Annotated in this window: 22 protein-coding genes and 2 tRNA genes; 16 read left to right on the plus strand and 8 right to left on the minus strand. The window is 42.7% G+C overall.

Features of this window, described 5'->3' with window-relative positions; genetic code table 11:
• Positions 1-39 precede the first annotated feature (39 nt).
• Both E7X56_RS06565 and E7X56_RS06570 read left to right on the plus strand, forming a co-directional pair.
• The gene (locus tag E7X56_RS06565; RefSeq protein ID WP_135606014.1) at positions 40-1,158 is read left to right on the plus strand and encodes a PKD domain-containing protein; all 1,119 of its coding nucleotides are present in this window, start codon (positions 40-42) and stop codon (positions 1,156-1,158) included.
• A gap of 204 nt (positions 1,159-1,362) precedes the next feature.
• On the plus strand, positions 1,363-1,962 hold the full coding sequence (locus E7X56_RS06570) for a hypothetical protein (RefSeq protein ID WP_167879466.1): 600 nt from the start codon (positions 1,363-1,365) through the stop codon (positions 1,960-1,962).
• 57 nt (positions 1,963-2,019) lie between these two features.
• Here E7X56_RS06570 and E7X56_RS06575 read toward each other — a convergent pair whose 3' ends face one another.
• The 4 genes from E7X56_RS06575 to E7X56_RS06590 form a co-directional block, all read right to left on the minus strand.
• The gene (locus E7X56_RS06575; protein ID WP_135606016.1) at positions 2,020-2,799 is read right to left on the minus strand and encodes a heme ABC transporter ATP-binding protein; all 780 of its coding nucleotides are present in this window, start codon (positions 2,797-2,799) and stop codon (positions 2,020-2,022) included.
• Positions 2,792-3,817: an iron ABC transporter permease gene (locus tag E7X56_RS06580; protein ID WP_135606017.1), complete on the minus strand. Its 1,026-nt coding sequence runs from the start codon at positions 3,815-3,817 to the stop codon at positions 2,792-2,794. Before E7X56_RS06580 ends, E7X56_RS06575 begins: the two co-directional genes overlap by 8 nt.
• Positions 3,818-3,847: 30 nt before the next feature.
• Positions 3,848-4,873 (minus strand): ABC transporter substrate-binding protein, encoded by a 1,026-nt coding sequence (locus E7X56_RS06585; RefSeq protein WP_135606018.1) that lies wholly within the window; start codon positions 4,871-4,873, stop codon positions 3,848-3,850.
• Positions 4,874-5,080: 207 nt separating this feature from the next.
• Entirely contained in the window at positions 5,081-6,739 is a 1,659-nt protein-coding gene (locus E7X56_RS06590) for a PQQ-binding-like beta-propeller repeat protein (protein ID WP_135606019.1), read from the minus strand.
• A 280-nt stretch (positions 6,740-7,019) separates the two neighbouring features.
• Here E7X56_RS06590 and E7X56_RS06595 point away from each other — a divergent pair, with 280 nt between their 5' ends.
• The 6 genes from E7X56_RS06595 (at position 7,020) to E7X56_RS06620 (ending at position 13,455) form a co-directional block, all read left to right on the plus strand.
• Positions 7,020-7,724, plus strand: coding sequence for a type IV pilin N-terminal domain-containing protein (locus E7X56_RS06595; RefSeq protein ID WP_135606020.1), 705 nt, complete (start codon positions 7,020-7,022; stop codon positions 7,722-7,724).
• Positions 7,725-8,237, plus strand: coding sequence for a type IV pilin (locus E7X56_RS06600; RefSeq protein ID WP_135606021.1), 513 nt, complete (start codon positions 7,725-7,727; stop codon positions 8,235-8,237). It abuts the gene before it with no gap.
• A 155-nt stretch (positions 8,238-8,392) separates the two neighbouring features.
• Complete coding sequence (locus E7X56_RS06605) at positions 8,393-10,045, plus strand: type II/IV secretion system ATPase subunit (protein WP_167879468.1); 1,653 nt, start codon at positions 8,393-8,395, stop codon at positions 10,043-10,045.
• The gene (locus E7X56_RS06610; protein WP_167879469.1) at positions 10,045-11,856 is read left to right on the plus strand and encodes a type II secretion system F family protein; all 1,812 of its coding nucleotides are present in this window, start codon (positions 10,045-10,047) and stop codon (positions 11,854-11,856) included. Before E7X56_RS06605 ends, E7X56_RS06610 begins: the two co-directional genes overlap by 1 nt.
• 13 nt (positions 11,857-11,869) lie before the next feature.
• Positions 11,870-12,298 (plus strand): type IV pilin, encoded by a 429-nt coding sequence (locus E7X56_RS06615; protein ID WP_135606024.1) that lies wholly within the window; start codon positions 11,870-11,872, stop codon positions 12,296-12,298.
• A 44-nt stretch (positions 12,299-12,342) separates the two neighbouring features.
• Positions 12,343-13,455 (plus strand): hypothetical protein, encoded by a 1,113-nt coding sequence (locus E7X56_RS06620; RefSeq protein WP_167879470.1) that lies wholly within the window; start codon positions 12,343-12,345, stop codon positions 13,453-13,455.
• A 510-nt stretch (positions 13,456-13,965) separates the two neighbouring features.
• On the opposite strand, the gene E7X56_RS06625 is transcribed toward E7X56_RS06620, so the two are convergent.
• Entirely contained in the window at positions 13,966-16,428 is a 2,463-nt protein-coding gene (locus E7X56_RS06625) for a PKD domain-containing protein (RefSeq protein WP_244603435.1), read from the minus strand.
• Between the two features lie 355 nt (positions 16,429-16,783).
• Here E7X56_RS06625 and E7X56_RS06630 point away from each other — a divergent pair, with 355 nt between their 5' ends.
• The 5 genes from E7X56_RS06630 (at position 16,784) to E7X56_RS06650 (ending at position 22,286) form a co-directional block, all read left to right on the plus strand.
• On the plus strand, positions 16,784-17,509 hold the full coding sequence (locus E7X56_RS06630; protein ID WP_135606027.1) for a sugar phosphate isomerase/epimerase: 726 nt from the start codon (positions 16,784-16,786) through the stop codon (positions 17,507-17,509).
• A gap of 87 nt (positions 17,510-17,596) precedes the next feature.
• The gene (locus E7X56_RS06635; protein ID WP_135606028.1) at positions 17,597-18,112 is read left to right on the plus strand and encodes an ArsR family transcriptional regulator; all 516 of its coding nucleotides are present in this window, start codon (positions 17,597-17,599) and stop codon (positions 18,110-18,112) included.
• Positions 18,113-18,238: 126 nt separating this feature from the next.
• The gene (locus E7X56_RS06640) at positions 18,239-19,330 is read left to right on the plus strand and encodes a helix-hairpin-helix domain-containing protein (protein WP_244603436.1); all 1,092 of its coding nucleotides are present in this window, start codon (positions 18,239-18,241) and stop codon (positions 19,328-19,330) included.
• The gene (locus E7X56_RS06645; RefSeq protein ID WP_135606030.1) at positions 19,327-20,160 is read left to right on the plus strand and encodes a DUF4130 domain-containing protein; all 834 of its coding nucleotides are present in this window, start codon (positions 19,327-19,329) and stop codon (positions 20,158-20,160) included. The genes E7X56_RS06640 and E7X56_RS06645 overlap by 4 nt, the downstream gene beginning before the upstream one ends.
• Before the next feature lie 23 nt (positions 20,161-20,183).
• Positions 20,184-22,286, plus strand: coding sequence for an endonuclease MutS2 (locus E7X56_RS06650; protein ID WP_135606031.1), 2,103 nt, complete (start codon positions 20,184-20,186; stop codon positions 22,284-22,286).
• Between the two features lie 49 nt (positions 22,287-22,335).
• Here the strand turns inward: E7X56_RS06650 and hisB are convergent, their stop codons facing one another.
• Genes hisB through hisG form a run of 3 tightly spaced genes read right to left on the minus strand, consistent with a single transcriptional unit; the run spans position 22,336 to position 24,543 of the window.
• Complete coding sequence (gene hisB / locus E7X56_RS06655) at positions 22,336-22,911, minus strand: imidazoleglycerol-phosphate dehydratase HisB (RefSeq protein WP_135606032.1); 576 nt, start codon at positions 22,909-22,911, stop codon at positions 22,336-22,338.
• A gap of 24 nt (positions 22,912-22,935) precedes the next feature.
• Entirely contained in the window at positions 22,936-23,676 is a 741-nt protein-coding gene (hisA, locus tag E7X56_RS06660; RefSeq protein WP_135606033.1) for a 1-(5-phosphoribosyl)-5-[(5-phosphoribosylamino)methylideneamino]imidazole-4-carboxamide isomerase, read from the minus strand.
• Between the two features lie 12 nt (positions 23,677-23,688).
• Positions 23,689-24,543 carry an ATP phosphoribosyltransferase gene (hisG, locus tag E7X56_RS06665; protein WP_135606034.1) on the minus strand — a complete coding sequence of 285 codons (855 nt, stop codon included), beginning with the start codon at positions 24,541-24,543 and terminating at the stop codon, positions 23,689-23,691.
• Positions 24,544-24,871: 328 nt separating this feature from the next.
• Here hisG and E7X56_RS06670 point away from each other — a divergent pair, with 328 nt between their 5' ends.
• The 3 genes from E7X56_RS06670 (at position 24,872) to E7X56_RS06680 (ending at position 26,591) form a co-directional block, all read left to right on the plus strand.
• Positions 24,872-26,077, plus strand: coding sequence for a methionine adenosyltransferase (locus E7X56_RS06670; RefSeq protein WP_135606035.1), 1,206 nt, complete (start codon positions 24,872-24,874; stop codon positions 26,075-26,077).
• Between the two features lie 253 nt (positions 26,078-26,330).
• Positions 26,331-26,439: transfer RNA gene (locus E7X56_RS06675), tRNA-Tyr, on the plus strand.
• Positions 26,440-26,518: 79 nt separating this feature from the next.
• Positions 26,519-26,591, plus strand: a tRNA-Asp gene (locus E7X56_RS06680).
• The last annotated feature ends 15 nt before the right edge of the window (positions 26,592-26,606 follow it).

Consider the following 26,606-nt stretch of genomic DNA (forward strand, 5'->3'; position numbering starts at 1 on the left):
GACAAAAAACAAGATATAGATGAAAAAGGTGGTGCGATAATGAACAAAAGAAAAATAATGATGTTATTGATGGCATGTTTCATGCTTATTTCTGTTTCCTCGCCTGCAATGGCAGCAGGGGATCTAAGTGCTGTAAGGTCGTTTTCGACCTCAGAGATAGCGCCAGGGGATACATTAAGGGTATCTGTTGAACTATCTATACATTCAGCGATATCAACTCCGGCTATCAATGAAGACCTTCCTGAGGGGTGGAATTTGAATGTAGTTAATGATGGGGGAGCTTCTCTTTTCAAAGAGTCTACTTTAGAATGGGTATTTATGTCTCTTTTCAACGCAGGGAGTAGCAGAACGATCATCTATGATGTAACAGTGCCTTCAAATACACCGGATGGGACCTATACAATATCAGGTACTTACTCCGCAAACGATATTTTTCCTTCGAAAACTTTGGGTGACGAGGACATTATTGTTTCTTCCACCCCAAGTGATCCGGTAGTTGTGCCAGAAGCGGATTTCTCTTCAAATGTTGTTTCCGGAACATTTCCGTTGACCGTTCAGTTTACAGATCTTTCAACCGGTGCTCCTACTGAATGGGCATGGGATTTTAACACTGATAGTATCATCGATTCAACTGAACAAAATCCTGAACATATATTCACTTCAGCAGGCAACTTTGACGTAAAACTCGGTGTGGTGAACTCTGCAGGTAGTGACTCAGTCATAAAGATCGATCATATCATCGTTTCTGATCCGAACGACAATCCTGTTGATGAACCTGGTGATGACGGGTCAGAGGCTGAATCAGTGTCTGCAGCTGTATCCCTTGGTGCAGAGATCATTCCTGCAGTAGGTATCGTTGTGACTCCCGGGACCATCAATTTCGGTTTCCTTGGAGCAGGTGAGGTCAGTGAAGTAAGGACTGTACTAATTAATAACAGGGGTGCAGATGATACAATTATTACTGCTGATGTAATGGATGCTGCAGATGACCTGTTTATGGATGGTCTGTATGTTGATAATGGTATGTGGGATGAATATTCTACATTGCTTGGTTCAAAAGAAATGACGACTGCGGATCTTACCCTTCATGTACCTTCTGATTATTCAAATATTGGTTCGATGAAAGGAATACTAGTTGTCTGGGCAGAAATTGAATAAGATTAAGGTAAAGTTTGAAAGGGATTGTTATCCCTTTCATTTTTAATTTAAAAAGCATCTTAAATTGGAAACAGTTATGATAACTCTTTATCTTTCATTTTCATATCTATTTATTTTATATTGTATCAAATATAATTTATTTGGTGGTTCGGTATGCATCCAATAATCAAACCTTTAGGTCTTCTACTCTTTATTACGTTGCTAATGAGTGGACTTTCAGGAGTTTCAACTAATTCTCCGGTGCTTGTGCCCGATCCCACAGATGATCATCATGAGAGTGTCTACTCTGAATGGAAGAGTCCAACCACCTCTGACGACAAGGGAATTGGTATTACAAGATCTATTGGTAGCAATGGTGGTGGGAAAAAGAAGCCGACTTCCGATGATGATTCCGACGATGATGATTCTGACGATGATGATTCTGACGATGACGGGTCAGAGGCTGGATCAATGTCTTCGGGTGTATCTCTTGGTGCAGAGATCATTCCTGCAGTAGGTATCGTTGTGACTCCCGGGACCATCAATTTCGGTTTCCTTGGGGCGGGTGAGGTCAGTGAAGTAAGGACTGTACTAATTAATAACAGGGGTGCAGATGATACAATTATTACTGCTGATGTAATGGATGCTGCAGATGACCTGTTTATAGATGGTCTGTATGTTGATACTTGTATGTGGGATGAATATTCTACATTGCTTGGTTCAAAAGAAATGACGACTGCGGACCTTACCCTTCATGTACCTTCTGATTATTCAAATATTGGTTCTATGAAAGGAATACTAGTTGTCTGGGCAGAAATTGAATAAGATTAAGGTAAAGTCCGAAAGGTTTCTTCCCTTTACTACTTGTTTAAAAAAGAGAGTTCAAGGATGTGCTAAAGGTTCAAGCTTGGGTATCACATACAGGGAATTTGTGATCTCATTGGTGACAACCTCTACAGGTAGATTGTATACTTTTCCAATAATCTCCGGTGTGAGTACCTCTGCTGGTGTGCCCAGCGACATCAGTTTTCCATCCCTTAGGAGGGCTATCTTATCACAGTAATATGCTGCAAGGTTCAGGTCATGTACCACTGCAATTATAAGCTTCCCTTTTCTTGATTCCTTTTTGACAAGGTTCAGGATATCTATCTGGTTCGTGATATCAAGATGTGAGGTGGGTTCATCGAGAAGCAGGATGTCCGTTTGTTGTGCAAGAGCTCTTGCTATGATGACGCGCTGAAGTTCACCGCCACTCAGTTGTGTGACCATCCTGTCCTTCAGGAAGTCTGTTTTAGTTTTTTTCATGGATTCTTCAACGATGTCAAAATCCTCATGACATTCCTTCCCCTTTATGTAAGGGGTACGCCCCATCATGACGATATCTTTCACAGCAAACTCGAAATTGATGGAGAACACTTGCGAAACCACTGCTATATGTCTGGCAATTTCTGTGCTGCTCATATGTTTTATGGATCTTCCGTTAAGGGTTATATCTCCGGATTCAGGCTTGAGAACGTTGATAATAGCTTTAACTAATGTTGTCTTGCCGGATCCGTTTGGACCTATGATACCTAAAAACTCCCCTTTTTCAGCAGAGATATTTAGATTGTTCAGTATCTTTCGGCTTCCATAGCTCACACTCAGATCTTTGATCTCAAGCATAGATACTCTTCCTCCTCTTCCTTAACAGGTATATGAAGAAAGGAGCTCCGAAAAAGGCGGTCACAACTCCTACTGGCAGGTCGGTAGATTCGAGTATCGTTCTTGCAATAGTGTCTGAAAATACGAGGAATATCGCTCCCATGAGGGTTGATGTTGGCAGGAGTATCCTGTGGTCAGGCCCTACGATGATCCTCATGATATGTGGTATGATAAGCCCTACAAAACCTATGATCCCACTAACAGATACTGCGGCTGCGGTGACAAGTGATGAGAATACAAGTACGCTCCTTTTTACTTTCTCTATATCTACTCCCATGCACTGTGCCTGTTCCTCACCAAGCAGCATCACATTCAGGTTCCATGATTGTCTGTAGAGCATGAAAACGCCTGGCAATATCATCAAAAAAGTGATCTTAACTTTATCCCAGTTGGCTGTCCATAGTCCTCCCATCAACCAGTAGATTATCTGGTGAGGTGACTGGGAAAGAAAAATGATGAACGATGTCACCGATGAAAGAAAGAACCCAACAGCAATTCCTGCAAGTAACAATGTTTCCGTAGGTACTTTTTCCCCGATCCTCGAAATATTGTATACTATGAATATGGATCCTGCTGCTGTCACAAAAGCAAGAAGCTGAAGGGGTAACATAAGTGCAAAAGCAAGAGCTGCACCAAGGCCGGCACCGGATGACATCCCTATTATATATGGGTCTGCCATGGGATTTTTAAGCAATCCCTGCATGGCGCAGCCGGCAGTTGCCAGCGCTGCACCTACCAATGCTCCAAGGAGGACCCTTGGAAGTCGGATGTTCATTATGATGGTGCCCTGGCTATCGCTCCATACCTTCTCTATATTCAGGAGATTACCGATCATCAATTTTTCGGTAATGGCAGTAACCATTATCCTGACGGTGTCGACAGGGGAAATATCGCTGCTACCTATTGCAGTATTGCTGGCGATCATAGCTACCAGCAATAATGAAAGCAGAATGATAACAGCTCTTCCATCTCTTGCCATCTTTACCCTTTTCCTCTTCCGAATTTATATTCAGGAACGCTTTGTTCTAAGGTAGCCTGCCATCAACATACAGGATGCGACCAGAACACTAAATCCGGGTGCGCTGTTCACTGGTGCGTCGTCTTCTGTCTGCTCTGCATTGCCCTCGATCTCAGGTTCGATATATCCGTGCAATTCTTTTAGTCCTTCCACGATCCTCGGACCAGGGATCTCAATGATGCCGGGTTGGTCGATTGGATACACCTTGTTGTTCTTTATGGCATCTGTCTGGGCCAGAGCATCGTTATTCTTGATCGATTCCATTATTACGTACGATCCTCCGCCCATTCCGGAACAGATTATGATCTGTGGGTTGCTGGCAATGACATCTTCAAGGTTGATAACCGGCCATCCTTCAGCTTTTTGTATATTGTTTCCTCCGGCCATTGTGATAAGGTCATCAGGATAAGAGCTTACTCCGGCAGAGTACATCGGATCGTGCCAGATAAGGTAAAGCACACGGGGGCGATCCTCTGCGGGGATATCTTCTGTTTTGCTCGTGATAGCATCCATCTGTGTTCTCATGTCATCTGTGATCGATAGTGCTGTCTCTTTATTTCCAGTCACTTCTCCTATCAGTTCGATGTTGTTCATGATATCATCGATGGTTTTGGGTTCTATCATAATTACAGTAAATCCCAGGTTCTTTAACATATTGATGGCATCTTCCCCATTAGCTTCAGAGGCAAAAATAACGTCAGGTTCAAGACTGACAATAGATTCAAAGTCAAGGTTGGTGTATCCTCCTACCTTCGGGATATTTGCGGCTTCAGGAGGGTAATCATCATGGATCGTGCCTCCTACTACATTATCTCCGGCCCCTACAGCAAAAAGGATCTCTGTGTTGCTTGGCATCGTGGACAATATCCTTTCAGGTTTGTTTTCGATTGTAATCGTATTGTTCATATTATCCACTATGGTGAGAGGATAGTCTGTCATACCGGATTCTATCGCGCTTGCATTTGAAGCAGATATCAGTACAAGGATCAAAAATAATACATAAAAACCTTTGAACATTATTTTCCCTCTGTTTTTCTTTAATTTCTAGAATCAATCGATATATCACTATAAAAAGGTTCTCTTCAACTTATTACTTATTAGTTTTATCGATAATAAGAATCCTGACGCCAGCATAACCATCTTTAGCTTTTGTTTCAGGTAAGATAAAAAAAGATGGCACCTGTATGAGGTGCCTAATGCTAATCATTCAGCTTTTACAACGCCTTAAGAGTTCAGCCAGTCGTTGATCAACTGCTGTAGCATTGGAGTAGTGATCAATGCTCCCGTATTTGGGGCTGGGGAATCGTTTACCCAAAGGTAGATACCTTCCTGTAATTCCGTAGTGGTAATAGCTATTCCTCCATCTGACATCACATCGTTCCATGGATTCCAGTCGAGATCGTCCACACTTGTTACGCTCATGGCGAAGTAATTATTAGCTTCATCCCTTTCATCTATGCTATTCTGTATATCCAGAGCCACCTGCAGTTCATATTCTCCCTCGGTTGCAGGTGTCCATTCAAAAGTGACCTCTGTGTTTGAAGCCTTTGATAGGGATGATACTGTCTTAGTATCCAACGTGATCCCATCCACTAACATCATGATTTTAAAAGAATCTGCATCTACGTTACCATTGTTTTTGATTAGCACAGTTATATTATTTGATTGTTCGGAAGATACAATTGATTGTGCAATGGTTGACGTTTCGAGGTCTGGTGTTGTTTCAGCATATGCATAGACTTTTCCGGATTTTCCGACCGTAAATACAATCCCATCTGATATTGCAGGGCTTGCACCCCCCTTTGCAAGTGACCACACTTCACTTCCATCAAAAGCATCAAGGGCATAGAGGCCTGCATAGGACCATGGATCATCGGCTCTTCCAACGAATACTTTCCCATCAGCAACTACTGGAGAGGTTCTCCAGTCCCCAATGCCAGATCCACTTTCGGTTGTGCTCCAAACAAGTTGTCCTGTAGTAGCATTGAAACACTGTGTTTGAAGTGCTGACCATCCATAACATCCACCAGCCACGTAGACGTTACCATAAGCAATTGAGGGTGCAGAATTTGTTCTTTGTATGGTTTGAGACCAGATAGTTTGACCAGTACTTTTATTCAGTGCAATAATATCTCCATAACCGTCCCAATTATAAGTTGTAACATACAAGATGTTTTCATAAATGGTGGGAGTACCATCTGTCTCACGATCAAATGTTCTGTTCCAGATCTCAGAACCGGTATCTGCATCGACACAGTGAACATATCCGCTGTCCTGGTAAAGACATCCGGTAAGATATACTCTATTATTGCTATATGCTGGGGTTCCCTGTGCATGTCCGATCACTGGAAATACCCAAAGTTGGGTATCATCATTTTCATTGTAGCAGTAATATTTTCCTCCATAGTCTCCAGTTCCATCTCCATAGTCTCCATGATAATATTTTCCATCAGCTATGGTGGTTCCACCATTAACCCCGTTGGGATGGCCGCACCAAACTTTGCCTTCATGGTATGAAACTGAAGTCCACGAACCACTATCCCACGACTCACTGTCGCCACTTCCAGATACTTCTGCATCTCCCAAATATGTGCCATTGTACATATCAAGTATTTTTATGGCATCACCACAGTTAACATAAACTTTACCTTCTGCAATTGCTGGTGAAGATCCACTGATAGCTCCAATTTCGCCACTTGTCCATAATATTGTACTGGTATCTGGGGCATCAGAATTTGTGAATCCAGTATGCTGCGCATCTTTCTGGTATTGATACCATTCATCTTCCATGGTAGGTGTAGCCAGTACGTTAGATGACATTGTTACTATACATATCAATACAATTGTTAGTGTTAATACATTTTTAAATATTGTAGTGTTCATATCAACCACCGTTTGTTTTTTAGAATATTTATTTAGTGATCTAAAATCATTTATTAATTCTTATAACTCCTATCTGTGTTTTGTTTAATATATGTTTGTAATCTAAAATACCAACGTTAATTATTTTATTAACAGATATTTTTTAGTTTTACTCAATTGTACATTATCTTTAAAGTTTATTTTTGTTATAAAAATACCAAGGTTTATATATGGTTATGATAACACACTCTCTTCTATATACTCTTATTAACTATTCAACTCATGATATGGTGGTCTGGCAATGAAAAGAAAAATGAAACTTGTGAATGACTCCAGGGCGGTGTCCCCGGTTATAGGTGTAATGCTTATGGTAGTAGTTACTGTAGTTCTTGCTGCTGCAGTTAGTTCTTCTTCACAGGGAATACTTGATGGGGTAGAACAGGCTCCTTCTGCTGTATTCAGCGTTGAGATCGTAAAAGACATAGATGGAAATATGGGGTCTGGTATTACTACATCGTATATGTCCATCCGTCATGTTTCAGGTGATTCGATAGATACTAAAGATATTTCCATTCTCACAATAAATCCCAATGCTCGTGGCGATAATGGTGTTATGGAAGTGCATCCGAACAAGGTGAATACTAACGTTCACTGTTCAGGAGGTGGAAACTACATTGGTACTGTACCTTTTTGGAACAGAGGGGCAACTCTTGATACACAAGAGAATTCTTTCTTTGGAGAATATATCCTTGAACCAGGAAGAAGCATGGTTGCCGATGAATGGTCGAACTATGATAAAGCTACCTGGGACGATAATAATGGTGAGGAGTGGAGATATAGGAGTAGTGGTAGCTTTCCGGTAGATCCTGAAGTTGATCCTATAACAGGGATGCAGGCAATGTTTGCAGATTGGGATAGTGTCCGAAGTGGCGATCATGTTACTGTAAAAATAATTCATAATCCAAGTCAGAAAGTTATTTTTGATTCCGAAGTTAGGGTGATTTAAATGTGTCATCTAAACTCCTTTTTTAAAGATAAAAGTGGTGTGAGTCCTGTCATTGGTGTTATGCTGATGATAGTTGTCACAGTTATTCTTGCTGCTGCAGTTAGTTCCTTTTCAGGAAGTATCACTACAAAAGAGGATATCCCATCAGCCATTTTCAAAGCATCTGCATCGTTCTCTGAAAGGAATATTACTATTGAACATCTCGGCGGCGATCCAATTTATAAGGATTTTGTGAAGTTTGAAATTAGTTCAGGTCGTCCAAAAATGTCAAGTTATGTGAACAATTCCGATGTTACTTTTTATCCCATAAATACTGCTCAATATAAACCAGATATATTAGGACCTGGGAAGGTGGCAAAGATCAGTTTTCCTATTAATGACAATGCAGTAGGTTATGAAACAGGTAATGTTGCTGGTCAATTAATAGGAATTGGAGTCCCGTTCACTTTAACAGTAGTAGATCGTGAGACTGATATGGCAATATATTCTGCAAAAATTGTAATGGGGCCTTGATCATTTTCAGGTTCAATTTTGATTTTTAGACATGAAACCAAACGAAATCTTATCGATAATTAATTATGAAGAAAATTACTGGAAGTATCAAAAGTTACCTATCTACGTCCAATCCAAATTTGAAAAAGGTATCCTCTAAAGGGTTTGGTGGATTGTTGGATAGCCTTAAGGGGAGAAGTTTATCAAAGGGACCTGATGTTTCTGATAGCCATGATCAGCTAAAAGAAGATCTGGTATCTTTCACTATACCGGAAGGTTTCGATGAGGTTGAAAGGTACTGGGTGGATGAACCTTATTCATTTGTATCGATCCTTCATGACACGATCCGCAATGACACAAAGTATGTCGTGGTCGAGCCAAAGCTCAACAGGTTTGAGAAGATCCTTCTTGAAGAGGTCCTGATGATGCTTGAGGATGTTCTGACCTTAAGGGGTGTTGACAATATAGATGAGTTCGAAAATGTTGACAAATCTGAACTTTTAAGAGGAAAAACAGCCGGGATCCTTTCGGAGTATTCTAAACTTGATACCAGATCGTTCGAAAAGATATTCTACTATGTAAAACGTGACTTTGTGGAATTTGGTAAGATCAGTGCCATAATGCATGACCATAGTGTGGAAGATGTATGGTGCAATGGAGTGGGCATTCCTATCTATGTTTATCATTCCGGATATGGTGATCTGCCAACGAACATCGTATTCGATACAGACGATGAACTTGATTCCTTTGTCATGCGTATTGCGCAGCAGGGTGGAAGACATCTGTCCAAGTCCAACCCGATCCTTGATACGGTCATGAAAGAAGGGTCCCGTATCAATATTACCTATAGTCATGACATAAGTCCTAAGGGGAGCTCTTTCAGTATACGCAGACAGAAGAAAGTCCCGCTTACACCTCTGGATCTTATTGCATGGAAAACGTTCTCAGCTGAAATGATGGCATATTTCTGGCTCTGTATGGAGAACCGCAAGAATATATTGCTATGTGGTGGAACTGCAACGGGCAAGACATCTGCTCTGAATGCTATTTGTATGTTCATTCCTCTGAACATACGTATTGTGACCTTGGAGGATACGCGTGAGATCCAGCTTCCTCATGAGAACTGGATCCCGACTGTGACCAGGGATGGTGTTTCCAGCATTGATGCTGCGACCATCGACCTGGAAGACCTGCTCCGTGCATCCCTAAGGCAAAGGCCGGAATATCTCCTTGTTGGGGAAGTAAGGGGCAGGGAGGCCGAGATATTGTTCCAGGCAATGAATGCCGGCCATGCGACCTGTTCGACTTTCCATGCCGGAACCCCCAAAGAAGTTATCAACCGGTTCACGAACCCACCGATCAATGTGCCTGCTGCAATGTTCACTGCTCTTGATGTTATATGTATGTTGAGCAATTCCTATGAAAATGGCGCTGAAAAAAGAAAGGTCTCAGTGGTTGCAGAGGTTACAGGTGTAGGGAAGGATGTTCATACAAAAGACATCTTCCATTGGGACGTTGTGGCAGATGATTTCAATTTTGCAGGGTCTGGTGTACTCGATGACATCCGCAGACGCAGGGGATGGAGCGCCGAAGAAGTTGAAGATATCCTCCAAATGCGTGCAAAGTTCCTGGTAAAGCTAATTGAACATGGTATCCGGGACTATGATAGTATCGTTCGCTGGATCAATGCATACTGCAAAAACCCAGTAGATACAATGTTGCTTCTGGATGGCGATAGCTCCCATCCCATGCATTCCATACTTTCAGGCAACAACCTTCTGGATATCGATGAATGCGAAAACGAAATACTTGTCTCACAGGGGATATAATGAGCTTCATCAGTCGTTATGTGAGAAGAAATCCTGGAAAATATGCTGATCTCCAAATGTCCATCAGGTCGGCAAGGATGGACATGCACTATTCCACCTTTTATGAGAAGGCTGTATCCTATGGAGTTCAGACATATCTCATGCTCACCATCTTTTTCTTTTTTACTCCCTTCATGTTCTTAACACCTTATTTCTCAATTCTGGAGCCATACAGGTCGATCATTATTTCTGATCTTGTTTTAGCAGTTGTTCCCCTCGTGATCGGTATTGCTGTTTTCCGCCTTTATCTCATGTATCCTTCCTTTACGGCAAATTCACGCAAAACGAAGATAGACATGGTCCTTCCCTATGCAGCATCATTCTGCTTTGGAATGAGCAAAGGCGGATCATCCATCTATGAGATCTTCAAGGAACTGATGAAGAACCCGCACATCTATGGTGAGATCGCAACAGAGGCATCATATGTCGTCAGGGATGTGGACATGATGGGAAAAGACCTTGTCACTGCAATAAAGAATACTGCAAGTGTAAGTCCTTCACCGGTCTTTAAAGACTTTCTGGAAAATCTTATCCCGATGATGGAAGGTGGAAGTAATATCCATCATTATTTCGAACTAAAGACTGATCAGTATTTTGAGCATGCAAGAAAGACACAGGAGATGTTCCTGAAGACCCTTGAACTTATCTCAGAGGTCTATGTTGTAGCCTTTGTGGCGGTTCCAATCTTTCTTCTTATCACTCTTGTGACGATAGGTTTGCTCAATCTGGAACAGGCACCTTACCTGTTTCAAGCCCTTTACGTCGGATTGCCAATCGGCTCAATTGCATTGATAATATTGCTGGATTCCATATCTCCCAAAGAGGATCTTGGCATGAGGTATGTCGAGAAGGTCGTCTTGCGAAAATCCATGGCTATAGATGAAGAAGAGATAAATGAAAATGAATATGCAGCGAAATTAAAATTCTACAACAAGAAGAAACTCTATAAGAAAATCTTAAAGCAACTGAAAAACCCTCTTGAACCTATTCTCAGAGAGCCACTCAAGGCCTCGGTCATAAGTCTTCCTCTGATGTTGATACCATTCATCTACCTTGATCTAGGCATCAACAAGCAGTTCCTTCTCTCAGCACTTCTTGCACTTCTTCCAGTGGCAGCAGCTTATGAATATAAAATGAGGACGCTTGCAAAGCTCGATAAAGCGGTTCCCGATTTCCTTCGTCGCCTTGCAGAGATCAACGAAATGGGCCTGACATTGAACAATGCAATAGGCATGTTATTAAAATCGGATATAGGTCGCCTTTCAGGAGAAATAAACAGGATATGGCTTGATATGGAATGGGGAGGTGAGATGAAAGATGCACTGGTACGGTTTGAGAACCGTATAGGCACTCCTTCACTAAGGCGTGCGGTCACTCTTATTGTGAATGCCAGTGTTGTAAGCGAGGACACAAGGGATGTCCTGTTGATCGCTGCAGAAGATGCTGAGAACATGTTGTCTTTGAGAAAACAAAGACTTGAAACCAGTATTGTCTACATCGCAACGGTATATCTCGCATTTGGGACATTCCTTTATGTTTGCTATTCTTTCTCCACCCAGTTCCTTCCTTCTGTTACCAGTCTTGGGGGGCAGAATTTGCTTGACGTGGAGCACATAAAGACGACGATGTTCAATACATGTGGAATACTTGGCTTTTTTTCAGGTCTTATACTTGGCGAAATGGCTGAAGGTAGCATCCTGTATGGTCTGAAACACTCCATTCTTTGTTTGTTGTTGACATATGCATCCTTTACTATGCTAATGGGTTATTGAGTGGTGATAAAAAATGGTCTCAGAGATTATTGGGGAAATGTTGAAACTTGCGATAGCAGTAACGCTGGTGTCAGTGCTCTCAATGGCAGTATATGGAAATATGCCTGATGAAAGGGTGCCTTATGTTGAAATTGAAATCACCAATGTAACGTCATCGTCGGCAGATATTACGCATGTTGGTGGTGATCCGGTCCATTCCATATATGTAACTATTCTGGTCTCCAATGCCAGTGGAACATACCCTGAAATAAAGCTGAATGATGGAAACTCCGTATGGAAGATGAACAGGACTTCCGGTTCATGGGAAAATGATACTTATATGGAATACTGGAAGTTCGGTGATACGCTTCATTTGAATACCAGCCTTACGAACATAACAGAAATTTCTGTAGTACACCCCAGAGCAGTTCTTGCAACAGCAGAGGTGAGGCCTGTATGGTAATTGCTTTGTTCCGTGATCGTTAGGCAATAACAGCGGTGGTATCAGTGCTTCTTGTTCTGGTAGTTCTCACAACCTTTGCTACGGCGATACGTGCTTATTATCTTCCTGCTCTTGCTGCAGAGCACGAGATCGATCATATGCAGGAGGTCCACAAGAGCTTTACTGAATTTGCTGCCAAAGCATGTTCGGATACTCCAAGCGGTGTTGTCCACATGCCTCTTGGGGATGGCGGGCTGCCTTTCTATTCATCGCTTTCTTCAAGCGGGATCATTACTCTGGATCCGGGTGGCAGTAGTATCAACATATCCCTGGAAAATATCTCTGAGGTAAGTAAGGATGTTGATGGTGTCACTACTATCCATAATATCACAAATGTTTCGTCCTTAAGGATGTGGACCGATGATCTGAAAGCAGGCGAGTATACGGTCTTTATCAATAATAATACTGAGAACAGGACTTCAATATTTGTATCTCAAAATGGTGCTTTGGTAACAAATACATTTGCTAATAATTCATCCCGTGGTAATATCACATTACGGTCCGGGACTCCGGGTGACTCTCTGATACTTGGAAACACGTTTGGTATGGACCTTTTGAACATTGCTCAATCCGAATTCCCTCTGATCCTGAATGATACTTACAATGACCCTGATTCTTTACCTTTCTCTTTGACCTTCAATGGTTCCTTCCAGGTAACTTATACACCTGTAAATGAAACGTTGAACATAACTACGGGATACTTCAAATACAGGGCATCCAATAATTATTGGATCGATCAGGAACTGATCTTTGAGAATGGTGCAGTAATACTGAAACAAGGCCGCAATTCGGAGATAAGGTCCTGTCCGTTCATGTCCTTTGAGAACAATGATTCTTTACTGCATATGTCTGTCTTTAATATTACCGGTAAAAAATCCAGTCTCAGCGGGAATGGGAATTCGATAGTCACTCTTCGGGTTGTTGGCAGTGAGGATCATCTTTATTCCAATGTTAGCAACATACGCATGGATATAAGTTCAGAGCAGGCCGATGCATGGAACAAATTTTTTATATCGATAGCTAATGATACCAGGATCGAGAATGACACTGTTTATTCATCTTTCCACAATAGAACGGTATGGATAACAACAAGGGAGGTTGAGGTAACCCTTCCTTGATGTTCAGGAGCTCTTTATTGTTTTTAGTGATTTTCAATATTAGGAACTAAGTATCTGGAAGGATCTGTTCAATGGACCTAGATATCTATCTCTTTAGCTGGTCGAAATTCGTTTTTCTTCTTTTCATTGATCACGTGATTGGTTTAAGGTTCTGGAACCAAACACTTGAATTTGTAGGGTATATTCCTCACAATCGTTAACATCTATTCTGATATTTTTTCATTCGATGTCGATTTGTGGTGGTTCTTTCAAATCCATAAAGTTAATGTGTAGTTGTAAATGAACAAATATACTGCCTGATTCCAGACCAACCTTTCTTTTTTATTGACCTGTTCCAGGCGCTTGAACAACTAAACGGTCACATCAACTGTCTTATCCTGAAGAATTCATGTGCAGGGGACTCAAGACAAGATCTTTATTTTGTTAGAAAAAAGACATCAAAAATGTAGCTCTATAAAATAAAAAAGATTCAAAAGGAGACCAAATTGTCTCCTTTCGAGTGGTTTTCGCTTAGTCTCTTCTTCGTATGAGGTACATGCCAACAATGACAATAGCGCATGTTCCTAGCACACCATCCATCATAGGTACGTTCCTGGCGTTTTCTTCATTGTCTTCATTCTCGGATTCGACACTTGGAGCTGTTGTGTCTGAATCGACAGATGTGGTCTCGTCACCAGATGCTGTACTTTCCTCTTCATCCTGTGCTTGCACTTCTTCGTCAGTATCTGTAATTTCAGTAGTGCTGCTGATGATAGTGGCTTTTGGACCGCTGCTACCACCTGAGGAATGTCTTGGTGTTTCGTCTGGAACTGTGGTGGGTTCTTCTGGAGCCGGTGCTATTGCTGCATAGATAGAGAAGTGTTCCACATGTGTGACCCAGCATTCCTTGCCACCAATTATCTCTATTGCAGTATCGAGCTTCTCCCAACTATATGTTGTTTCATTGTAATAATGGATGCTAACATCACCTTTAGTTATTCCATCAGGCAGAGGGGTAAATGAGCTTATCGGTATTGCAATCATGGCACCTGACATATTTTCTGCAAGATTGTCATCAAGTTCTACGTTTATGAAATGCAATCCTACATATTCATCTGTCAGATTTGCCATTGGATTCGTACTTTCTGTCACGACAATGCTTGCATTGGTGACGTTTGTGGCACTGAATGTAATAGATGTACCATGTGTACTGGCATTGAATAATGCAGTTCCATTTGTAAATTCGACTGTTTCTACAAAGGCTGTAGAACTACTTACTCCAATGTTGTCTGCAGTGTCAGTTCCAGTTACATTGACATTGAATGTATTTTCACCGTCAAGCAGGAATGATCCGGTCCACATAAGATCGCCGTTAGGAACAATCACTATTGGATTAGAATTAACATTTACTTCTAATTCTGCAATGTTTTCAGAAGATGTTACATCAACCATTCCATGAGTGCTATTATGTTTGAAAGCGGAATAGAACACCGGAGAAATGGTGTCAAGCACGATCTGTGTTGTCTCAGTATCTGTGTTACCTGTGGTGTCGGTAGCAACAACTGTGATCGTGTTCATTCCTTCTTCAAGTGTCAGTTCTGCTGAGTATGTGCCATCTCCAATTGTAGCGTTGATACCATTTACTGTGATCTGATCAAGGTGCTTTTCTACAAAAGTACCTGTTATCACCGTACTGTTCACATTTGTTGGAGTTACAACCTCATCGATAGTGACCACAGGGGCGATTTCATCAATGATCTCGAGTGTGTCCTGAACTTCATAGGACCAATGTCCGATATCGTTCTGTACTTTGAAGTAAATGGTGTGTGTTCCGATCGAAAGATCTGAAGTGCTGAAATTAGCAGAGGTGCTTAACGGACCATCAATGCTGGATGTCCAGTTGTAGCCTACAACAGTCCCATCATCATCCACTCCGCTTCCGTTGAATGTGATCTCATCACCTTCAGCAGCTGGGTTCGGTGTGATCGAGATTAACGTTGCTACAGGAGAAATTTTGTCAACAACATTGATAGTCACGGTAGCTTGTACATCCCATTCGTTCATTGCCCATGTAACAGGATCGTCACTTGCGAGGATAAGCTGAACAACATCACCATGTTCAACGACAGTCTCTGCCAAACCGTAATCAGAATAACCATCATTCAAATAGAAGTGCCAGTAGCTACCATCGACATAGTAATTATCTGCATAGCCTTCTATTGAATCAACAAACACACCATCAATAACAATGGTCATTCCGGTTGCGTTAAGTGCTCCGAGAGCGGTTCTCTCTTCTGGATATAGTGACACAGTACTACTGTAAAGCTCAACTGTGTCTCTGGAAACAGTAATTAGATTATCTTTTGTTTCAGTATCTTCTCCATATGAACTGCTTGCTTTAAGGGAAACTGTGTAAATTCCAGGGTTTGTAAATTCATATGCAGGATTTTGTTCAGTTGAATCAATTACACTGTCATTGTTAAAGTCCCACTCCCATGCATCAGCATTTGTCGAGAGGTCGTTGAACTGGACAGTCAATGATTCAACTCCTGAAGTAGCATTTACCTCAAAGTCAGCTTCTGGAAGGGGGTGAGTTGGTCCTGTTACGGTAAGTTGTGTCTGTCCGGTTGTGGCTATTGGAGTTATATTATAACCGGATGCAGCTCCTGTGGTCGTGTAGGTTCCGCCGAATTCTGATTCAGGTATCTCTAATTGGTATGTGATAGTACGGGTAAGTCCTGCTGGGAATTCTGAAGACCATATCCATTCAGATGTATTGGATTTGAAAGTCGAACCCAAGAAATCGTCTTGCCAGGATACTGTCCAACCTTCTGGAGCATCTGCTTTGTATGTGAGTGCTGTTACCGGAGTGTTCATTGTCATCTGAACAGTCACATCAATTGTATCGCCTGGACTGGCTGTGCTCGCAGAAAGTGATTGTGTTGCTGTTATCTCATCTCCAGTAGATGCTGTGGCTGGGATGGATAATATCATTAGTGTTAATAAGATTATACCTATTTTTTTTAAAAACACTTTTGTTTTGTTATTCTTCATCTTTTCTCACCTATTTGTATTATAATTCTAATTTTGAATGATTACTGTTGTTTTCTAGATATATAACCATTTTGAAAAAAAGATCTCAATATAATGTCATAATAGTGATGTATTGGGCAGGATGAGGGTGAAAATTAAGACTTTAAAAATCAATTTAGGTTTATCTCTTCTTATAATGAAAAATCCTGAGCATATTTTTTAAGTGACTTCATTTCAAAGGACCAATTTTGCAGAGAATTTTCAGCAAACATAAATAGATCTGATTAGTTAGTAGTGAGAGTATGGAGATAGCTATATGATAGGCGTGTCATCCTTTGCTTTTCACGAGCTTCCACTTTCGGAGGCACTTGAAAAGATCGAACCGATGGCAGATTGTGCGGAGATCTTCTCTGAAGGACCGCATGACCTCTTCCGTGAGGAAGAACTGGCATTTTCCTATGATCTGAAGTATACTGTCCATGCACCAAGCACTGATATGAACCTGTCCAGCCTGAGGGAACCTATCCGGCTTGCAGCTATCAGTTTGGTCGAAGAGATGGCTGACATCTGCAATGAGCTGGATTCCGATGTTCTGGTGGTTCATCCCGGATATTTTTCCTATCCTGTGGATATGATGCATGCACAGAGGTCGTTTGAGAGTTCAATTGTTGACCTTAAGGAAATATCTGCGGATACAGGTGTCCGGATGTGTATTGAGAACATGCCAAAATGGGATTGTTTTTTGCTCAGGCACCCCGAGTTTGATCTTGGAGGGAATGGTTTTACTCTTGATGTTGGGCATGCGAACACATTGGGGAACCTTAATAAATTCCTGGAAATGGGGGACTCGGTCTCGCATTTTCACTTGCACGATAATAATGGGGAAATTGATGACCATTTCTTTATTGGTGGGGGAAATATTGATTTTCCATCATTTTCCGGTTTGCTTAACAAAAGTAAAGCAATTAAGATCATAGAGAATAAGTGTGAAGAGGATGTTCTCAAAAGTCTGGAAGCACTTAAAAGAATGGGCATTAAATGAAACTCTGCTCCGCGAACATAACGAAAATAGAAGAGGAGTTAACGCAGTGACAACAAGTTTATATATGATAACACTCCCTTTAAACTTATGAGTCAGTTAGATAATAAAGTATTCCATGCCCTGGGAAGCGATACACGTGTCCGGATGCTTGAATTGCTTGATGAAGGGGAGAAGCACATATCTGAACTTGCCAGGCTGTTGGGTATTTCCGTACCTGTGGCTGCAAAACACGTTAAGATATTAGAAGAGGCTGACCTTGTTGAGCGAAAGATCTTCGGGAAAACACATGTGTTGAAGCCGAACAGGGAAAATATCTATCTCGCTATGAATGTGTTCGCACCTACAAAATCAATAGAGGTAGAAAAAGGTACAACGTTACTTGACGCTCTTCGAGGAGTTGCGGCTATCAAGGTCCAGAAGAAAGGCGACCGGGAAGTTATCGTTTCGACAGATGGTGACGAAGGTCTTTACGTCTATGAGATAAACGGCGAGTTCTCGGAAAAATCCGTTAAGAACTGTGTTCTTGATGAAGATACGACAATAGAATGGAAGAAACTGGAGCCTGTTACAAAGATCAAGCTTGACATACATGTGAAGGAATGATCTTCTCTTTTTTTTGGAAATAATACTTTCACTCCGCTTGGCTGGCGATTATATAGCTACGCTGCAATCTATCAATTGATGATTGCTGAACGAAGGAACGAACAACACCTGACACTATCGGAGAGAATGAAATTACTCTCCTCAGGAACTAAATATGACAGTTGCAACCAGAGTGCAGTCTGCCATGCGTTCGGTCCCGATGGAAGATGCATACAACTTTATAAGACATTATTATCAAATTCCTGTGCAGGGGAGTGTGCTTATTGCCCGAACCGCTGCGAACGACATACTATGAGGGCAACACTTGATCCCGAGGAGATCGCAAAGATCACCTGGTCCTTTTACAGAAGGAATGCTATCGAGGGTTTGTTCCTTTCTTCCGGCATAATGGGTGATGCCGAGCAGACCTCACAGAAGCAATTGGAAGTTGTTGAGCTTTTGAGAGGGCAGGGGTTCAAGGGTTACATCAACATACGGGTGATGCCAGGCACTCCTAAATACTTACTTGAGCAGATAGCCGAACATGCAAACAAGTTCGGTGTAAATGCAGAGACCACAAATTCAGTGAACTATTCGGAGATATGTCCGAATTTCGATTACAAGAACGATGTTCTCCAGAGACTCAAATGGACAAAGGACCTCATCCAGAAGAAGAGGAGTGAGTATGGAGGAATGGGTCGGCTTGTCGGAGCTAACGATACTCAGTTCGTAGTTGGTGCAGTGTCAGAATCTGATAAGGAAATTGTGAGGACCGTTGATAAGTTCATGGACAAATACGAACTTAGGAGGCCGTATTTTATGAGTTTCGACCCGGTTCCTGATACTCCGTTAGAGGATGGTATACCTTCTCCAAAATGGCGTGAGCAGAGATTGTATCAGATGTCTTTCCTGCTGAAGGATTATGGGTTGAAGGCAAATGATTTCGATGATGTCTATGATGAACATGGTTTTCTTGGTAATTATGATCCTAAAGTAATGCTCGCGCAATCACAACCTGACCGATTCCCGGTGGATATCAATTCTGCGGATATGTCCGATCTGCTTTTGGTACCCGGTATCGGTCCGATAAGTGCAAACAGGATCATACGTACGCGTCCCATAGCCTCTGAGCAGGAACTCGCACGTATGGGTGTTGTTGTAACCCATGCACGGCCCTACATATCGATAAACGGATCAAGGCAGGCAAATCTGGCATCTTTCATGGGGGCATGTTCATGATAATAGGTTTCAGTCCTACTGTGGACGGCATCCTGCTTGCATGCTCCTGTTTCAGGGAAAATCCTGATGCTGAACTGGTTTTTGCAAAGGATGTACAGGAACTTGATCGCAAACTTAGTTTTTCAGGTTCTAATAGGCAAGTCAAGATATTAGGGTTCACCCCTTACGGAAGGGCCGAATCACTTTCAAAAGAGGTCTTTGGCAAGCGAAAAGCACGAATGGCACGTTTCGATCCGAATCCCATACGTTATGTGGACCTTCTTCTCAGGCACAAGGACTGTGACCCGGTTGAGCTGGTACAGTTGATCGTTTCATGCAATGGGGATACTGATCAACTTTATTCCGGGAAGGGGAGGCTTGCAAAAAGGTACTACAATTACATGCGCGATGTATCAAGGGCATATGAACGACTATGCATGTTCTCACGACCGGATCTCAAAGGTGGGATACTGTCTGTTGTGATCGATTCACCACATGATATAGGCGAGCTTTTTTGCGGTTGGCTGGCAAGGAAAAATCCCGATGTTCCTGTTGCTGTTATAGTGAATTCAACGGCATGGGTGGGCAATGGTGATCTTATAGGACTTGATCGTTTTGCAAAGATAACGGCAGCTTTTATTGAAAGTCTCCAGTCAACATCGGGATCTGATGATGTTGATGATCTGTGGGATATCTATTATGATTCACAGATGATAGAATCACGTCGAAATATCGGTCTTGCAAAGAAGATGCAGCCAAAGTTCTCGGCTTCCATGAGCAAGATGGCGAAAAGGGATCGATACAAGGTGGAGAGAGGTATAGCAAATTGCAGGCTTGACAGTTTTGCATGATCGATGGGCTACAAGGTGAAATTATGAAAGGTCTACAGGATATTCCACGTATAGGGGAGAAGATGGCAAAGAGGTTTGAAGAGCATTTTGGCAGTGAAGATGCTGCTCTTGAAGCTATTCTGGGTGGGGACATTGCAGGGATATCCGAAGTTGAAGGTGTCGGTCAGCGTTATGCTATCTCTCTTGTCCATGAGGTTCGGGCGCAGCTCGAAGGGGTTACCATGAATGATTTTCTAAAGACGAAAGAGGGTGTTGATATCTATGAACGTCTTCTTGATATCATTAAGCAGTTCAGTCATACAAGGTATGCAAAGGATAAGCTGCATGTCTATATCCCCTATCCGGAAAGCAAAAGGGATAAGATCGAGGAAGTACGCAATGCTACAGCGGGTTATATGGAAACAGCTCGTATAATGGGGGATAATCAGGATCTTGTTTCCCTGTTGTCATGCATCAAGACCCTCGAATGCAAATATGCTATCCCAAAGATACGTGATCGGGCCATACTGACGACCGAGAGCAAACAGTATGAGGTCGCAAAGCAGATATATGGTGATCTGATGGATGTCCAGCTTGTCAGGGGGGGCGGGGAATTTGTGGATGTCGCAAGAGGTTATTCACATGTTGTAGCAGCAGATGACAAGTGCATGCTTTTCGATCTCCCTGAAGACATTGATCCTGAATTTCTGATAGATATTCAGAAAGTTGATATGTGGTATATGGTGCCGGAGCTTGAGATCGCATTCTTCGCAAAGAATCTTGGTTCCCTGGAGAGCACTATCCTCATGACGCAGATGTTGCGTACATCAGGGATCGGTTTTGTGGAAGAAATCGGGGGCAATGATCTTGAGGATCTCAAAAGCACACTTTCTCTTATTGATAGTAGCGGGGATGTAAAATCCGGGTCGGATGCTGCGATCGATCGCCTTGTTCTGATATCTGATCAGGTGGACGAGTGTGTTTCGAAAGTAATATCCGATGCAAACTCGACCCTTAATTCCTGCCTTGAACAAAGCAAACTTACGCTCAGCGGCCAGGATATGCTGAAGGTCATGAATGGTAAAATAGAGATAAAGGACCTGCTTGAAAAGGAGCTTTATCATTCCTATAATTCTGTTGTAAAGGAGGCAAAGGGAAGGCTTGCAAATGAACTTTGTCTTGAGAAAGGTGAGTTACTGCTTCTGGAATCTTTCTTCCCGGATGAGATATCACATCCGCTGGAAGTGCAGCAGGAACACCTTTATGCCTTTAAGCAGCAGATATCCAACCAGATCAAGAGGAAGAAAGTCCAACACAAACGCAATATTGCAAAGGCACTTTCAACTTATCATGATATTGCACAAAAAATGGTGCGTGAAGCCCTGGATTTCGATGTTGGTTTTTCCATAGGTTGTTTTGCCAGGGAGTTCGATCTCCAGATGCCGGAATTGATCGAAAGTTCCGGTATTGCCTTTGAAGAAGCTACGAACCTTTTCATAAAAACACGGCATGGTTCGGTAGTTCCTATCGATTATTCCGTTGGTGGGACCACACGTGATCCCGATGGGAACAAAAGCGGTGTTGTATTATTGAGTGGTGTGAATTCCGGTGGAAAGACGTCTATGCTCGAGTTGGTAGCACAATGCATAATTCTGGCTCATATGGGTTTCCCGACTCCTGCAAAGTATCTTGAGATCGGCCTGACAGAAGGTTTCTATTATTTCGGAAAATCCAAGGGAACACTGGATGCAGGTGCATTTGAAACCACACTTGTTGATTTTTCGGTAGTAGCTAACGATTCTCCCAAGATCGTGCTTGCAGATGAACTTGAATCCATTACTGAGCCGGGTGCTTCTGCAAAGATAATAGGCGGTATTCTTGAGGTCCTTTCAGAGAACAGCAATAGTACCTCTATATTCGTATCCCATCTATCGGAGCTTATTCTTGAGAATACAAAATGCCATGTGCGTGTTGATGGAATTGAAGCAAGTGGTCTTGATAAAGACCTTAATTTGATCGTGGAGAGGACTCCAAGGTATAATTATGTGGCAAAGAGCACCCCTGAGCTCATAGTTGAAAGACTTTCAAGAAGGTCCGATGGTATTGAACAGGAGTTCTATAGAAAGTTAAAAGAAAAGTTCCAGTAAGCCTCTGTTCTTCAGGGCTTACCCGGAAATTATGTTTTACAATTAAACTTTAAAGCACGCCCTTTGTACTTTTGATACCTTCGCCTTCTATTTTTACTGCACGGCGTAGTGCATAGGCGAAGGCTTTGAAAAGTGCCTCTATCTTATGGTGATCATTGTAGCCTGCAACAGTTGCATGCAAGTTCATTTTTGCATTCTCTGTTAAAGACTCAAAGAAATGCCTGACCAGCTGTGTATTCATCTCACCCACACATGGTGATCCAAAATCAGCATCCATCACAAGGTAACTTCGTCCGCCCAGGTCAAGGACCACATCTGCCAGGGCTTCATCCATGGGTATGCGTGCCTCTCCGAATCTTGCGATCCCGTTCTTATCACCGAGTGTTTTTGCGATCGCCTGGCCCAGAACAATGGCAGTATCTTCTATGAGGTGGTGCTCATCAACTATCAGATCACCGGTTGCGTCGATCTTCAGATCAAAGTTTCCATGCCTTGCAAAGGATGTGAGCATGTGGTCAAAGAACCCGATTCCTGTATTGATCTCTGATGACCCTGTGCCATCAAGGACAAGTTCCATGCGAATGTCCGTCTCTTTCGTCTTTCGTGTGATCTTTGCATTTCTCATACTGTTCCTCTTGCCGATCTGTGCTTAAACTTCATCAGTGATCGTATTTATTGCTTCCGTCAATGTGAACTTTTTCTTGTAGAGGGCACTTCCGACAACAACTCCACTGGCTCCTGTATCTTTGAGGGTTGCTATGTCCTCAAGTGTTGTGACCCCGCCAGATGCGATCACTGGTATATTAACTGCATTTACAAGCTCTTCAGTAGGTTTTGGGTCAACTCCGCTCAAAAGCCCTTCTGTGTCGATGTTGGTGAACAGTATAGTGCCTGCTCCCTTATCTTCGAACATGGATCCCATCTCAACTGCTGTATGTTCGGATTCTTTTGTCCAGCCTTCAATTGAGATCTTTCCGTTCTTTGAATCCAGAGCCACATTGATGCGATCACTTCCAAATTCATTGGAAAGCCTGTTGATAAGTTCAGGATCCTTTAATGCAGCAGTGCTAAGGATAACCCTGTCAACACCGATCTCAAGTAGTGCAGCAGCGTCCTCAAAGGAACGTATGCCTCCGCCAACCTGTATATAGATCCCCTGAGGCTTGCATTTTTCCACGATGTTCCTGATGATGGGTGCATTTGTGCGAGTTCCTTCGATCGCACCGTCAAGGTCGATAAGGTGCAGTGTCTTTGCTCCCTGTGATACCCAATCAAGAGCAACTTGTACGGGGTCATCAAGGGAAACCATCTCGCTTCCAGGGACACCCTGGACAAGCTGGACACATTTTCCACCTTTCATATCAACTGCGGGGATAACTTCAAAGCTCATCTTGTAACCTCATCAGGGGATCATTCTCTCAATAGGCACGACCAGTATGTCAAATGCACCTGCCTTCTTGAGCCGGGTTATGGTGGCAAATATTATGTCGGCATCGACTACGGCATGGACTGCCATAATGTCCTTCTTGGATTCCACTTTCATCACCGTGGGACCGGCAAGTCCCGGAAGTTCTTCTTTTACGGTATCAAGTTTGTCAGAAGGCACATTCATCATGAGGTATCTCTTTTGCTTGGCATGGAGAACGCTTTCAAGAGCTGTTTTGATGTGCTGGATCTTCTCCTCTGCTTCCAGTGTCTTATGGTTGGCTATGAGGTAGATGGATGAAGTAAATACTTTTTCGATCATCTTCAGATGATTCATGGTTAGTGTGGTTCCGGAACTTGAAATATCCACAATTGCATCTGCGATGCCGACATGTGGTGTCATTTCACAGGCGCCGCTAACCTTTACAATATCTATATTTACTCCCATGTTCTCAAAATATCTGGCTGTGATCACAGGGAACTCAGTTGCGACCCGCATACCTTCGAGGTCCTTTGAAGATGCGATCTCCGAATCTTCCGGAACCGCGAGTACAAGGTCTGCTCCTCCATATTTCAGATCAAGCAGGATCTCGACATCGGAATCTGTCTCTGATATGAGGTCAAGTCCGGTGATACCTACGTCTGCGGCACCATCCTGTACATATTCGGGGATGTCTGCAGCCCTTGCGAAAAGGAATGTTATCTCCGGGTCTGTGGTCTTTGCGAACAGTTTTCTGTTAGATCCTCCGAGTACCGGAAGGCCTGCTTCTTTGAACAGCTCTACTGTGGGGTCGTGTAATCTTCCTTTGTTGGGTATTGCAATGCGTATCATTTGAAGTCCTTCTGAAGATCAGAACGATCGGTGTTTTGATGGCCGATGATTAGTCTAACTTTTTTGGAATTATGTTCTGAAATACATTTATCCTTTATAAGTATTGCATGGATGGTCCTGAGTTCCTTTCTTCCTTTCTTCCTTTCTTGGTTCTTTCATTTGTTATAATTCTTGTATATGTGCGACTTTATAACTGGGGGTAATTAAATGAAACTTGAGTAGTAACGATTTTATATAATTTATTCATCTTATAGGCTAATTCCAAAGACCATTCAATTTATATGGATCTCAATCTTGTTCGTCTTAAACTTATTAATAGAGGCTAAAAATGATGCGAAATATCAAAGTTGAACACCTTCACGAGACCCCCATCGAGAAGCAGGAAATCGAGCTTGTAGAGAGAAAAGGTATGGGCCATCCGGACAGTATCAGTGACGGTCTGGCAGAGGCTGTAAGCCGTGCCCTCTGTAAAGAATACATCGACAAGTGTGGCGCAGTCCTTCACCACAACACCGATGAGACCCAGATCGTTGCAGGAAGGGCCAACCCTCAGTTCGGTGGTGGGGAGGTTACCAAGCCGATCTATACTCTCCTTGTAGGAAGAGCAACCAAGACATTCGATGGTATGGAGATCCCCGTTGAGGCAGTTGCTCTTGAAGCCGCACGTGACTATGTCCGAAACACTATCGTTGATATGGATATGGAGCGCGACATGATCATCGACTGTAAGCTTGGCACCGGTTCTTCTGATCTCAGGGACGTTTTCCAGAGGGACCACGTGCCTATGGCAAACGACACATCATTTGGTGTAGGGCATGCTCCATTTTCAGAACTTGAGCAGATCGTTTACAATACCGAGAGGCAGCTTCTTACAGATCTCAAAAGGAAGAAGATCCCGGGCATCGGAGAGGATATCAAGGTAATGGGCCTGAGGGACAAAGACGATATTTCCCTTACCATCTGCTGTGGTATGGTGGGCAAGCATATTGATGACATGGACCACTATATCAGTGCAAAGGAAGAGATGACCGAGTATGTTCTGGACCTTGCTACCAAGTATACTGAAAGGAATGTATTCGCCCGCATCAATACTGCGGATGACGTTGAAGGTGGATGCGATCGTGTTTTCCTTACCGTTACAGGAACATCTGCAGAGATGGGTGATGATGGTTCAGTGGGACGTGGAAACCGTTCTAATGGTCTTATCACTCCAAACAGGCCAATGAGCATGGAAGCAACAAGTGGTAAGAATCCTATCAATCACATTGGTAAGATCTATAACATCCTGTCCACACAGATGGCAAGGGATGTCGTAAGTGCAGTGGATGAGATCAGCGATGTTCATGTGAAGTTGCTCTCTCAGATAGGGCAGCCTATTGACCAGCCATTAGTGGCAAATGCCCGTATTATCCCTGAAGAAGGTGCAAACTTCGCTAACATAAGGTCTGAGGCAGAAGTTGTCATTGATGACTGGCTTGAGAACATCACAAAGATCACTGATATGGTCGTCAACGGCGACGTCATGACTTTCTGAGAAGGACTGGATAAGTCTTTTGCAAGTGGGCAGTTACTGGGAACAGGCTTTATAACTGCCATTTCTTTTCATTTTTTGTATTTTGCATTCTTTCTTTTGTACTTAACACTCTTTTTTGGTAATTTTCATTGCTATTTACCCCATTCTTTGCTTTGTTTTTGCTCAGGCGGCGAAAAGAATAAGTATCATTATGGATATGGAGGGGTTGCATCTCACAGTGGTGGGGTGTAATGGATGCTGTATTTAGTGGAGGCCCGCCTTAACTCAGTGGTAGAGTGCGCGGCTGTAGTATGGTTCATGCGACTTGTCGCACATACCGCGCAGGCACCGCGATGTCCCCGGTTCGAGTCTGGGAGGCGGGACTAAACATCCTAATGATACAAAAGGTTTATATACCTGGCAGCGTATTAGGGTGTGCTCACAACAGCAATCAAACGCAATGTCCGAATAGTGTAGAGGCCTATCATGGAGCCCTGTCGAGGCTCCGACCCGGGTTCGAATCCCGGTTCGGGCGTACAATTTTACCGGC

It is taken from the genome of Methanococcoides sp. NM1, from assembly GCF_900774285.1.
GTDB classification, from domain to species: domain Archaea; phylum Halobacteriota; class Methanosarcinia; order Methanosarcinales; family Methanosarcinaceae; genus Methanococcoides; species Methanococcoides vulcani.

Coding starts and splice junctions, on each gene's coding strand:
- E7X56_RS06575 (WP_135606016.1), bottom strand. CDS start 2,799: ATGCTTGAGATCAAAGATCTGAGTGTGAGCTATGGAAGCCGAAAGATA.
- E7X56_RS06640 (WP_244603436.1), top strand. CDS start 18,239: ATGAAATTACTCTCCTCAGGAACTAAATATGACAGTTGCAACCAGAGT.
- E7X56_RS06610 (WP_167879469.1), top strand. CDS start 10,045: ATGAGCTTCATCAGTCGTTATGTGAGAAGAAATCCTGGAAAATATGCT.
- hisA (WP_135606033.1), bottom strand. CDS start 23,676: ATGAGCTTTGAAGTTATCCCCGCAGTTGATATGAAAGGTGGAAAATGT.
- E7X56_RS06580 (WP_135606017.1), bottom strand. CDS start 3,817: ATGGCAAGAGATGGAAGAGCTGTTATCATTCTGCTTTCATTATTGCTG.
- hisG (WP_135606034.1), bottom strand. CDS start 24,543: ATGATACGCATTGCAATACCCAACAAAGGAAGATTACACGACCCCACA.
- E7X56_RS06590 (WP_135606019.1), bottom strand. CDS start 6,739: ATGAACACTACAATATTTAAAAATGTATTAACACTAACAATTGTATTG.
- E7X56_RS06595 (WP_135606020.1), top strand. CDS start 7,020: ATGAAAAGAAAAATGAAACTTGTGAATGACTCCAGGGCGGTGTCCCCG.
- E7X56_RS06625 (WP_244603435.1), bottom strand. CDS start 16,428: ATGATATTATCCATCCCAGCCACAGCATCTACTGGAGATGAGATAACA.
- E7X56_RS06615 (WP_135606024.1), top strand. CDS start 11,870: ATGGTCTCAGAGATTATTGGGGAAATGTTGAAACTTGCGATAGCAGTA.
- E7X56_RS06635 (WP_135606028.1), top strand. CDS start 17,597: ATGAGTCAGTTAGATAATAAAGTATTCCATGCCCTGGGAAGCGATACA.
- E7X56_RS06600 (WP_135606021.1), top strand. CDS start 7,725: ATGTGTCATCTAAACTCCTTTTTTAAAGATAAAAGTGGTGTGAGTCCT.
- E7X56_RS06630 (WP_135606027.1), top strand. CDS start 16,784: ATGATAGGCGTGTCATCCTTTGCTTTTCACGAGCTTCCACTTTCGGAG.
- E7X56_RS06565 (WP_135606014.1), top strand. CDS start 40: ATGAACAAAAGAAAAATAATGATGTTATTGATGGCATGTTTCATGCTT.
- E7X56_RS06570 (WP_167879466.1), top strand. CDS start 1,363: ATGAGTGGACTTTCAGGAGTTTCAACTAATTCTCCGGTGCTTGTGCCC.
- E7X56_RS06670 (WP_135606035.1), top strand. CDS start 24,872: ATGATGCGAAATATCAAAGTTGAACACCTTCACGAGACCCCCATCGAG.
- E7X56_RS06645 (WP_135606030.1), top strand. CDS start 19,327: ATGATAATAGGTTTCAGTCCTACTGTGGACGGCATCCTGCTTGCATGC.
- E7X56_RS06650 (WP_135606031.1), top strand. CDS start 20,184: ATGAAAGGTCTACAGGATATTCCACGTATAGGGGAGAAGATGGCAAAG.
- hisB (WP_135606032.1), bottom strand. CDS start 22,911: ATGAGAAATGCAAAGATCACACGAAAGACGAAAGAGACGGACATTCGC.
- E7X56_RS06585 (WP_135606018.1), bottom strand. CDS start 4,873: ATGTTCAAAGGTTTTTATGTATTATTTTTGATCCTTGTACTGATATCT.